An 11,743-nucleotide genomic window follows, 5' to 3' on the forward strand; every position below is an offset into this window, starting at 1 on the left:
CTATTTCATTTACAGATTACATAACCAGCGAGAAATTGACGTGATTTGATGGTCATCATTTAAGTTTGCAGCATTGGTAAGCACTCCGCGTTCGAGTTGATCCCAAATCTCGGTGGCCATGCGTTTCTCAATTGCAGCACCTATGAAAAACAGATACGGGGAATGTGCATGATCTGCGAACGCCTGACGGATACGGTCAAGGGCTGTACGTGCAGTTTTCCAGTGTTCATCGGCACCGGCGGGGTCTATCCCGCCCTTGAGTTCACCAAGAGCAATATATGATGTAGCCGAAGTATATTGAGTTGATACCAGTTCATCGGGATTGAGGTTGAATAAGCATATATCGACATTACTATTGTAAACCAGAGGCACAGTCAAATTGTAAATCAGAGTGCGAGAGCTGTCTGCGTTTTTCCAACTCAGTCCTCGCAGAGAAAACTCGATTTCTGAGTCATCATCGGTCATATCAACCCATTGTCTAGTCTTGGTGTGTTGCCAACGGTAGGGGATACCGGCAATCCTGAGAGTAGAGAGAACGGCGCGGGTCAGTTTTCTCTGGGCGAGGATGCCACCAATGTTGCGCATAGAACCGCCCAATTTATCGCCGCGTGTTAGCAAGAACCGAAAGACTAGTTCCTCGACAAATTTTTCACCTGCTGGTTCTAAGAAATTTTGGATGAGGTTCTCGATGGCCTGCCTTTTATCCTCCTCTTGTAGATGGACGAGGGCTTTCTCGGACAACCCTGCCGCGGCAAGGAGACCTGCTTCAATGCCTGGGATGTGCAGTAAGTCCACCGGTGTTTGAGCCTGGGATGCCGCTTCTTGCAAGGCTCTCGCTTCGGCAATGTAAGGTACAGCGCGGCGATTCTTTTCCAGTGCCTGCGCTACAAAGCCAGCGCGTGTAGCGGCGTAAGTTGTAACGAGGTCATCGCTGGAGTGGAGATGATTTCGGTACGGCGGGGCGGGCGTCATCGCTTTCTCCAGACGTAAATGCATTTTCGTAATACCTGCCGCCCATGCTCGCCCATCTGCTGGCTGCTATTGCCCTTACCGTTTGGCAATACCAAGATGTTTTCCACATGGAACCCTAATTTTTCGGCAATATTGGAGAGTATCATGTCTACGGAAATGCCCGCGCCGGCGTAACGTACATTATCGTTGACCATAAATAGGACAGCATGAGGTTTCAGGACACGTGCGCATTCGAAAATGACACACGCCATCTCATAAAAATAGCCCCGGACCATACGGGGAATGCCATTGTTGTTTAGGGTGCCCAAGGCTTTTTGCTCATCCAAGTATTTTAGGACTGCCTGGAGTAAACTCTGCTCGTCCGCGGCAGCTAGGGCAGAAGTCCAACGGGGGTTGATGCTGAGCAGGTCTTTCGCGCGGTTTTCGACCGTACAACTGAGCATCTCTTGGCGGAATCTTGCGAGTTTCTGTTCATCTGTTCCCAATAATGCGAGTTCCAGTGCATATGTACGCGTGTAATCATAACGATTGCAGTATGGAGGAGAAGTTATGATGGCATCGTACCTGTTATCAGACAATGTGGGTAATATATGAAGACAAGACCCATTGTGTAAATGGATTTCTCCGGGGACTTTTTCTGCAGGGAATAAACCTGTTTGCGCAGGCGGCGAGGTATCGGCCAAGATTTCGCGGATTTTCTCGCTGATGGCCTCGGCGAAGCTAGGAATGGGGCCCTTGTCAAATCGCTTTTTGCCTTGAGTGCGGCCGGAGCGATGATCCCAGCGCAGATACTGTCCATCTTTGCGTGTATAACTGATGGATTCCAAGACGCAGAGTAAGGCAAAACGCAAGACGGTCTGAACTCTCTTATTCTCGTGTTGGCAGGCTCCCAGGTATTTCTCGATCGCCTCTTTCGTCGTCTCGGGATAAGCTCGCTGGGTGATCCGCAGCTCAGGTAAAGGGTAGCGTGTTGTCGACGGCTCCCAAACTCGCAGCTCTGCCCATTGGCGGAGTCTGTCAAAATCTTCGGATGTAAACTCTGAGTCGAGTACGCGTTTCGCCGTAACGATTTCGTGACCGATCGGCAGCAACTCGATGCCATCGGCGTGTATCCCCATCGCACTAGCCGCAAACAGAGCAGTTCCGCTTCCCGCAAAAGGATCGAGAATTCTCCCACTAGCGATTCCGTATTTGTGGAAGAGATACTCCACAAGAGAGGCAGAAAATGCTTCTTTGTATTTGTACCACCGATATACAGGCCGAGTCTTGTTGGCTTGAAAACTGACCAATAGGCGAGAAAGCGAGGGATCGACAACAAACTTCTCCCGATACCGTTGCAGGAGCTGTTCATCGAGTTGTTGGATCGAGTTGAAACATAGGGATCCGTGCGTATCGACGATATGGGAGTCTTGAATCGAATGGGGTGTCATTTCGCACTCCCTGGTGTTACCGTTACAGCTATTACCATGAACCCTCCCTATGGTATCGGCTTTGATTCGTCCGCACAATCACGGCAGCGTAAGAGGATTTGTCGATCAACCGGTGGTAACGATTTCTCCATGCGCGCTGCGACGGGAAACGACGGCTACATTGGCCAAAATGAAGCGTACTCACGCGTGCACAACAAAGAGGCTGCAGAAACGGGGGATAGACAAGAGACCTCACGAAAAAAGAAGGACTACTCAAGAGAGAATAAGGGAATCTCAGGAAATCTGGGTTAATCGGACCAAGGGGAAAGGTCGAACTAGTATCCCCGAGAGGACTCGAACCTCTAACCTTCGGCTCCGGAGGCCGACGCTCTATCCAGTTGAGCTACGGGGACAATTCCCAGGGGAGCTGCGGGGACAATTCCCAACTGAGCTACGGGGACAATTCCCACGCAGGTGCACATTACACTATACCCTTCCGCCGAGTTCTGACAAGGGGCTAAGAGCCACGGGGCAAGTCCTTGGAATGCCTTTTCGCCTTCGCAACGATGACGGACGATGCAGTCGTCTCTGTCCTGTCTCTAGCCGGCCTCGTCTTCTTCCCACTGGCGAACGATGGCTCCGCAGGAGGGCGTTTCGAGGGGTTGGGGGGAAGAGGTAAAGGATCTCGCCAGGGGAAAAAAGCAGGGGAAACAAGAAGCTGCCTCGGTGGCTGGTGAGCAACCAAAGTGATCGTCCATCATGCAGGACTTGGCGGTTCCCAAAGGGCGGTGGGGCGATTCATCGGGCTTTTCTGCCAGGGAAACAGCCAATTTGTGGATTGGCACATGAATTGCAAAACCTGAGGGACAACAATGGGCGCCTGTGGCAAATGGCGGGCGGCTCCCTGGAAACAACACCCTTCTCGCAAACCTATAAGACCTGGGTGTTTCCTCGCGCCCCACCGAGGGAGAGAAGGGAGACGACGAGGGGAAGAAAGCGGCAGGAGATGATGCGTTCAATACGGTTGCTCACCTTCGCCGGCGGGATGGTCGTTCTGATGCTGCCGGCGTGTGAACATGGCCATTCGCAGGAACATGTCACGGAACATCCCCATCACACTCTCGTGGTCACGAGTCCGATCCTCAAGGATGTCGTGGTGACGCAGCAGTATGTCTGTCAAATCCGCGCCCGGCAGCACATCGAAATCCGGGCCTTGGAGGAAGGGTATCTGGAGGAGATTCCCTTCCAGGAAGGGCAATTCGTCAAGCAGGGGGATGTGCTGTTCCGAATTCTGCCGTTGCTTTATAAGGCGCGCCTGGATGCGGAGTTGGCCGAGGTGCGGCTGGCCCAGATCGAGTACGAGAACACCAAGCGGCTCTACGAGCACAAGCCGCCGGTCGTTTCTGCCCAGGAAGTGGCCTTGTATGAGGCGAAGCTGGCGAAGGCCAAGGCGAAGGCGGCCCAAGCGGAAGCGGAACTCTCGTTTACGGTCATCCGGGCGCCCTTCGATGGCATCGTGGACCGCCAGTATCGCCAGAAGGGCAACTTGGTCAGCAAAGAGGACCTGCTGACCACGCTGTCGGACACCAGCGTGATGTGGGTCTATTTCAACGTTCCCGAAGCCCGCTATTTGGAATACATGAACGGTCAAGCCAAGTATTACGGCTCGCAGCAGGTCGAGCTGGTCCTGGCCAATGGCAGCAAGTTCCCGGAGAAAGGGACCATTGCCGCCATCGGAGGACAATTCAACAACGAAACCGGCAACGTGGTGTTCCGCGCCGATTTTCCCAATCCGCACCGTCTCTTGCGGCATGGGCAGACAGGGAATGTGTTACTCCATCAGAGATTGCATGATGCGCTCGTCATCCCCCAGCGGGCCACCTTCGAGATTCTGGAAAAGCGCTATGTGTTTGTTGTGGACGAGAATCATATTGTCCATCAGCGGGAAATCATAATTGATCATGAATTAGACGATATTTTTGTGATCAAAAAAGGTCTGAATGTTCAAGACAAGATCGTGCTGGAAGGTGTTCGCCAAGTGCAGGATGGCCAGAGGATTGAATACGAGTATCGTCCGCCGCAGGAGGTGCTCCAGCATCTGAAGTTTCATGCTGAATGATCGTTTCCGCTGTGCCCGGCGCCCGACCGATTGGCAATGAGTTTCTGTTGAGCCTATGTTTGCACGCATTCTCCATCGGCCTGCTCTGGCGATCGTCGTCTCCATCATCATCCTGTTTTTGGGGTTCCTGGGAATCCGCACGCTTCCGGTGGAGCAGTTCCCTTCGATCACGCCGCCGACTGTGGAGGTCGCGATTGCCTATCCGGGGGCGAGCGCCAATGTGCTGGTCGATTCGGTACTGATTCCGCTGGAACAATCCATCAACGGCGTGCAGGGGATGCGGTACATCGTGTCCGACGCCACGAGTGCGGGTGAGGCGACGATCCGCATCTACTTTGAGCCAGGAACGGACCCGGATATCAACGTGGTGAATGTGCAGAATCGCGTCAATATCGTGCTCAATCGCCTGCCGCCGTTGGTCGTGCGGGAAGGGATTCTGGTTAGCCAGGTCGTGCCGAGCATGTTGATGCAGATCAACATCTACAGCACGGACCCGAATGTGGACCAGAAGTTTCTGTACAACTTTGCCAACGTCTATGTCATGCCGCGACTGAAGCGGATTCAAGGGATGGGTTTGCCGCGGAATCTGGGGAACCGGGCCTATGCCATGCGCATTTGGCTCAATCCGGATCGGATGCGGGCGTACAACATTTCCACCGAAGACATCATGAAGGCGGTGGCGGAACAGAGCGTGATTGGCTCTCCCGGCCGCTTGGGTCAGGCCACGGGCAAAACCTCGCAATCCCGCGAATACGTTCTGACATATGTGGGGCGTTATAACCAGCCACAGCAGTACGAGAACATCATCTTACGGGCCAATCCTAAGGGGGAGATCCTCCGGTTGCGGGATGTGGCCACGGTCGAGTTAGGCTCCGAGTTCTTCGATATCTATTCCGACGTGGATGGGCACCCAGCGGCGGCGATCGTGCTCAAGCAAGCGCCGGGTTCCAATGCCTCCGAAGTGATCCAGCGGGTCAAGGCGGAACTCGAACAGATCAAGAAGGAGTCCTTCCCGCCGGGGATGGAGTACCAGTTCGTTTACGACGTCTCGAAATTTCTCGACGCCTCGATCGAGCAGGTGCTCCACACGCTGCTGGAGGCTTTCGTGCTGGTGTCGCTGGTGGTGTACCTGTTTTTGGGGGATCTGCGGTCGACCTTGATTCCGACGCTGGCCGTGCCGGTGTCCCTGGTGGGCACTTTTTTCTTCATCAAACTCCTGGGGCTGTCGATCAACCTGATCACGCTCTTTGCTATGGTGCTGGCCATCGGTGTGGTGGTGGACGATGCAATCGTGGTGGTGGAAGCGGTCCATGCCAAGATGGCGGGTAAGGGGCTGTCCCCCTACCGGGCGACGATGGAAGTGTTGCATGAGATTTCCGGGGCGGTCATTGCGATCACGCTGGTGATGACCTCGGTGTTTGTGCCGGTGACGTTCATTCCCGGTCCGGTGGGAACCTTTTACCGGCAGTTTGGCATCACCATGGCGACTTCGATTATTCTGTCGGGTCTGGTGGCCTTGACGCTCACGCCGGTGCTCTGCGCGATGATACTCCGGCCGCATGCTCATAGTCCGGCGGAGCATTCGCCTCATTCGGCGGAGCCTTCGCATCATGCAGCCAAGCCGCGGCGGACGCTGGGCCGGTGGGTGCTCTACGGGCTGGGAGTTCTCGTGGTGTCAGTGCCGGTGGCCGGCTTGGCCTACTATCTGTGGGGGCCGATCGGATTTGTGCTGATTCTGCTGCCGTTGGTCCGCCGCCAATTCGATCGCTTCGTGGAGACGTCCACGGCAGGCTACGCGACCCTCCTGCGGCAGATCACCACCTGGCGCCCCTTGACCATCACGCTGATTGCCGCCTTTAGCGGCGGGGTGGTGTATCTCAATCGTCTGCTGCCCAGCGGCTTTATTCCCGGTGAGGATCAAGGCACCATTTACGGGATCCTTCAGACGCCGCCGGGTTCCACCCTAGAATATACCAACGCCAAGGCGCACGAATTGCAGGCCATCGCTCGGGAAATCGAGGAGGTGGATTCGGTGACGTCTCTGGCGGGATACGAGGTTTTGACCGAAGGCCGCGGCTCCAACGCCGGCACCTGCATCATCAGTCTCAAGCCGTGGTCCGAACGCCGTAAGACAGCCCGACAGGTCATGGAAGAGCTGGAAGAGAAATGCCGGAGCCTGACAGATGTGAAGATCGAGTTTTTTGAGCCGCCGGCGGTACCCGGTTTCGGCGCAGCAGGCGGATTTGCCATGCGCCTACTGGATATGACCAACACCATGGATTATGCCCGCCTGGGGCAGGTCACCGATACTTTTATGGCAGCCTTGGCCAAACGGCCGGAAATCAAGAGCCTCTTCACTTTTTACACGGCCGACTACCCGCAGTATGAAATTCTCATCAATAACGACGTGGCCATGCAAAAGGGTGTCACCATTGCCAAGGCCCTTGATACTTTGAACATTCTGATTGGCAGTACATACGAACAAGGATTTATCCTTTTTGGTCAGTTTTATAAAGTCTATGTTCAGGCATCTCCAGAGTTCCGACGATTTCCTGAAGATTTGAACAATTTGTTTGTCAAGAACGACCGCGGGGAGATGGTGCCGTTTTCGTCGTTTATGCAGATTCGCAAGAAGCAAGGTCTCAACGAGATCACGCGGTACAATTTGTATCCTTCGGCGGCGATTCAGGGGGCGCCGGCGCCGGGGTACAGCAGCGGCCAGGCCATTCAGGCGATTCGGGAGGTGGCCGCTGAGGTTCTCCCGCGAGGTTACGGCATCGGTTGGGAAGGGATCGCTTATGACGAATCCCGCAAGGGGAATGAGGATGTGTACATTATCCTGATCGTGGTGACGTTTGTTTACTTGGTGCTTGTGGGTCAATATGAAAGCTTCTTTTTGCCGCTGGCGGTGATTTTGTCCCTGCCCATTGGCGTGCTGGGTGCATTTGGGTTACTCTATGTCCGCGGTTTGGCCAACGATGTCTACTCTCAGATCGGCTTGGTGATGCTAGTCGGCCTGTTAGGCAAGAATGCGATTCTGATTGTGGAGTTTGCGGTCCAGCGTCGGCGGGAGGGACTGTCTCTACTTGATGCCGCCGTCGAAGGCGGGCGCGTCCGCTTCCGCCCCATTCAAATGACTTCCTTCGCTTTCATCGCCGGTTTGATTCCCCTGGTCTTTTCGACCGGGGCGGGGGCCATTGGCAATCGGACCATCGGCACCACGGGCGTCGGCGGCATGCTCATGGGCACGGTGATTGGCGTGCTCGTCATTCCCGGCCTGTACTACATCTTCGCCAAGATCGCCGATGGGCGCAAGTTGCTCCGGGATGAGTCCGACGATCCGGTCAGCGAGATTTTCGAGCGCCAGCCGCTCCCGCCGTATCAGGAGGGGGATTTTACCACGCCAGCGGCTCATCGAGCCGGAGCGCCGCCTCTCGGCTTAGCCGCTTCTGTTCCGTTGGCTTCGGCCTCTTCTTCGCCTCCAGCCGCTCCGACGGAGCTACCCCTGGCGGACGAAGTCGAAGGAGAGCCGCCCCCCCACCCTCCTTCGCGTCCCTCTTCGCCCCCTCTCCCCTGATCTCCCTGTTTTTCCCTCGCGGCGGCTCCTTCTCCAGCGTGGGATCCTTGAACCCTTCCCGTCTGCGCGGTCCTGGTTTGCGGGAGGCAGCAGGCATTTTTCGGGGGCGGACTTTTCCGATAGAAGCGGATTTATCGGAAAAATCGATTCGCCTGCTTTGCGTGAAATTGCCGATAAGGAAAGAGAACGCCGCGCAGGTGGGTGTCCGTCATCTGTGGGATGATGCGTATGAAATTCCCTGTCCGATGGGGTATGGTCCGGCGGGTGGCGATGCGAGCGGTTGTCGGGGCAGCCAGTGGCGGAATGCTGACCGTGTTGCCGGGATGTTTGATTCCCAAGCTGCGTCCCGCGGCCACGGAACTGACCTTGCCGAGCAGTTATGACGGCGTGCCGGACGGGACCACCAATGGCACATTTCGCGGTTCGGCAACGGCGGACAGTTCGGCTCGTCTTCGGGTGGATGAGTTTTACCAGGATCCGCTTCTGGCAAACATGATTTGCGAGGCCTTGGCCAACAATCGGGAGCTGAAGATTCTGGAAGAAGAGATCCAAGTGGCCCAAGCGGATGTGTTAGCGAGTCGCGGGGCGTATCTGCCGTTTGTGGGGGTGCGGGCGGGCATCGGCTGGGATCGGAACAGCCGCTTTACGCCGACGGGAGCAAGTGAGAAGGAGCTGGAGTTCCAGCCGGGTCGGCGTTTTCCGGCGACGCCGGGGGATTGGTTGCTCGGCCTGACCTTTGGCATGCCCTTGGATATCTGGCGGGAATTGCGCAACCGGCGGGATGCCGCCATTGCTCGCTACAATGCGGCCATCGAACGGCGGCAGGACTTCGTCACGCGTTTGGTGGCGGAGATTGCTCAGGAATATTTCCGGCTCATGGCGCTGGACCAGCGAGTAGCCATTTTGAACCAGATCATCCAGTACCAGCAGGAGAGTTTGAAAGTCGCCCAGGCCAATTTCGACGCGGGGCGGGACTCCGATCTGCCGGTGCGGCGGTTCGAGGCAGAGGTACGCAAGAACCAGAATGAGCTGGTCGTGGTGCGGCAGGAGATTGTGGAGGTTGAGAACCGCATCAATGCCCTGCTGGGACGGATGCCGCAGCCGGTAGCACGGAACTCGGCTCGGTTCTTTGATCTGGAGATGCCGGCAGTGAGTTTGGGGGTGCCGGCGCAATTGCTGCTGAACCGCCCGGACATTCGCCGGGCGGAGCGCGAACTGGCGGCAGCCGGGCTGGAGGTGCTGGCCGCTCGTGCCCGCTTCTTCCCGCGGGTGGACCTCCTTGGCACGGTGGCAACGCAGGCCTTCAATCCGAAGTATCTGTTCCAGCCGGAGGCCTTGGTTCTCCATGCCGCGACCGAGGTGGCCTCGCCCCTGATCAACTGGGCGGCGATCCGAGCGGAATATCGGACCGCGAACGCCCGGCAGTTGCAAGCTCTCTACGATTATCAGCGCGTGATCATCGATGCCACCCTCGAGGTGGTCAATCGCATGTCTATGCTCCAGAACTACACGCAGAGTATCGAGGTGCTCCAGAAGCAATTGCAGGCCTTGGAAGCGGCAGTGGCCTCCGCCACGCGCCTCTGGCAACTTCCCCGCGAAAAACGCCAAGTCGATTATCTGGATGTCCTGACGTCTCAGCGTGATCTACTGGAAGCGCGGAACCGTTTGATCGAGGCGCGCTTGCAGCAATTGAACGCCTTGGCCGGCCTCTATCAGGCTCTGGGTGGCGGAACGGCGGTGGTGTGCCCTCCAGCCGTGGCTCCGGTTCCGCCTCCGCCGGTTCCGCCGGCGGAGCAGCTTCCTCCTCCGCGTCCCGCTCCGCCTCTCCCTCCGAATCCGCCGCCTGTGCCGTGACCTTGGCTCCTCGCCGGACCCCGCCGATGAACTTGTCTGGTTGAACTTGCCGAGTAATTGGACTTCGCTTTGCGAGTGTGCAGGACAGCCGTGCCCTGCCGCTGGGTATCACGCTTTCTCCATCATGCAGGGGGATTATCTTGAGGGAGGGCCGGCGTGCCCTGGAACCGGTCGTGGCAAACGGGGAGGGCGCGGAGCGATTGTGGACGCTGGGGTGGGCGGTCTGGCATTTTCAACGGGCGGGTGAAAGTTTAGGATAGTGCAGGAAGCGGACCGGTGTATCAGTCCACGGGTGGAGAGGGGGCCATGCCAATCGTAATGACTTGCGAGTCGTGCGGGAAGCAGTTTCGCGCGCGGGACGAGTCCGCGGGGAAGCGGGTGAAATGCCCGTATTGTGCGACACCGATGGAGGTGCCCTTGTCGGGCGGCGGTGGGGCGGGGAATGTGCCGACGGGGGGCGGACTGGCCAGTGGGACTCCTCTGCCGAGCGGTGCGGAGGCGGGGTCCCCTTGGGCCGGATTGCCTTCCAGCCGCGAGTCTGTGAGTGAGACCACGCCGTCGTCATCGGTTAAACCTGGGGATTGGGGGGGGGCCGTTGCTCCTGCGCCGCCCGGGCCGGTGGCAGGCGGCGGGCCGGTGGGGGGCGGCGCATTTGCTTCTGCTCCTGGAGTGCCAAGCCGGGCGAGTATCAGCCGAGAATCCGGAACCGCTCCGCTACGCGCTGGCAGCGGTTTGACAGCATCGGACTTTGCCGATCCGCCGCGCGCGGGGATTGCTCCCCCGCCGCCTCCTGCCGCTGCGCCCGTCCGCAGTCAAAAGCACCGTCCCGGTTACGGTCGCTGGCGCAAGACCCAAGCCGGGCTGACCGCCGTGCTGGTGGGCCTGTTCTGGCTGACTATACCGGGGCTAGTGGAGCTGGGGAAGCAGGCCTATGTGCGGGCGGGCAACGCCTTGCCGGAAGGCACCGGTTGGATCACCATCCCCGGCTATATCAACGATCCTGTGCCGGGCGCGATCGAAATGAGCAAACAGAAGCAACTCGACATTTTGCTCTACGGTCTGCCGGTGCTGTTGGGGTGTCTGTTCCTCGGCTTTGGCCGATTGACCTGCGGGGCGGTACCGGGGGAGGTGGGAGCCAGAGGGATGTTCGCCCTGAGCGGGCTGTTCGCTCTGCTCGGTGGGTCGGCGTTGCTGGCAGCGGGCGGAGCTTACGTACTCTTTCTGGAACAGGAAGCGCGGCTGCTTCTCACCGCGGCCCTGCTTCTCGGCGGACTGGCGGAGGTCTGGTCCCTCATCGCTGTGAGTACAGTGTCGGCCCATCTGGGGCAGGGGCGGGCGGCACGAGCGGCGGGGTTGCTGGTCCTGATCGCGGGCTTGTGGATCGCCTGGGTGCTCTTCGGCCAGAGTTACTACGCGCAAACCTGGCGACCCCAATTGGCTGCCCGGCCGGATTTGCCCTTGTGGGAAGCGAGCGCCTTCGCCTTGGCTTACGTGCTGACCGTGGCGGTTTACTGGCGGGCCGTGTCGGCGGCACGGCGCGCTGTGCGGCAGCAGGTGGCCAGTCTCGAAGCCTAAAGCGGCTGGGTTGGCGCAGTCGGCGGTGTGGATAGCTTGGCGATCTAGCCTCTTGGGGTCGGCGCAGTCGGAGTGGGGTGCATGGCCAACCCGGTCTGTGGGTCAGGTCCTCGGCTGGATGCGCGACAGGCGGCTTCTTCGGTGGCGATTCCGCGAGCGGCGCAGAAAATTCCCACGGGGCCGCTTCCGGGAAGGGATGTTCCGGCGTAGATTGAACAGTAGTCCCGCTGAGCGTAC

At 58.0% G+C, this 11,743-nt stretch carries 6 protein-coding genes and 1 tRNA gene; 4 read left to right on the forward strand and 3 right to left on the reverse strand.

The genetic code is table 11. The features are described from left to right. Positions 1 to 9 precede the first annotated feature (9 nt). The 3 genes from H0921_RS14515 to H0921_RS14525 all read right to left on the reverse strand — a co-directional run bounded on the left by H0921_RS14515 (position 10) and on the right by H0921_RS14525 (position 2,794). Positions 10 to 996, reverse strand: a complete 987-nt coding sequence (locus tag H0921_RS14515) for a type II restriction endonuclease (RefSeq protein ID WP_228499782.1) — start codon at positions 994 to 996, stop codon at positions 10 to 12. Then, positions 969 to 2,402, reverse strand: a complete 1,434-nt coding sequence (locus tag H0921_RS14520; RefSeq protein WP_228499785.1) for a site-specific DNA-methyltransferase — start codon at positions 2,400 to 2,402, stop codon at positions 969 to 971. Before H0921_RS14520 ends, H0921_RS14515 begins: the two co-directional genes overlap by 28 nt. A 318-nt stretch (positions 2,403 to 2,720) precedes the next feature. Then, positions 2,721 to 2,794 (reverse strand) — tRNA-Arg (locus tag H0921_RS14525). 593 nt (positions 2,795 to 3,387) lie between these two features. Between H0921_RS14525 and H0921_RS14530 the strand changes: the two genes are divergently transcribed. The 4 genes from H0921_RS14530 to H0921_RS14545 all read left to right on the forward strand — a co-directional run bounded on the left by H0921_RS14530 (position 3,388) and on the right by H0921_RS14545 (position 11,506). Continuing rightward, positions 3,388 to 4,500, forward strand: coding sequence for an efflux RND transporter periplasmic adaptor subunit (locus H0921_RS14530; protein WP_194539233.1), 1,113 nt, complete (start codon positions 3,388 to 3,390; stop codon positions 4,498 to 4,500). A gap of 55 nt (positions 4,501 to 4,555) precedes the next feature. Further along, positions 4,556 to 8,077, forward strand: coding sequence for an efflux RND transporter permease subunit (locus H0921_RS14535; RefSeq protein WP_194539234.1), 3,522 nt, complete (start codon positions 4,556 to 4,558; stop codon positions 8,075 to 8,077). A 228-nt stretch (positions 8,078 to 8,305) separates the two neighbouring features. After that, a complete protein-coding gene (locus tag H0921_RS14540) occupies positions 8,306 to 9,931 on the forward strand; it encodes a TolC family protein (protein ID WP_228499787.1) in 1,626 nt (541 codons plus the stop codon). Between the two features lie 306 nt (positions 9,932 to 10,237). Next, positions 10,238 to 11,506 carry a hypothetical protein gene (locus H0921_RS14545; RefSeq protein ID WP_194539236.1) on the forward strand — a complete coding sequence of 423 codons (1,269 nt, stop codon included), beginning with the start codon at positions 10,238 to 10,240 and terminating at the stop codon, positions 11,504 to 11,506. The last annotated feature ends 237 nt before the right edge of the window (positions 11,507 to 11,743 follow it).

It is taken from the genome of Thermogemmata fonticola (assembly GCF_013694095.1).
Lineage (GTDB): Bacteria > Planctomycetota > Planctomycetia > Gemmatales > Gemmataceae > Thermogemmata > Thermogemmata fonticola.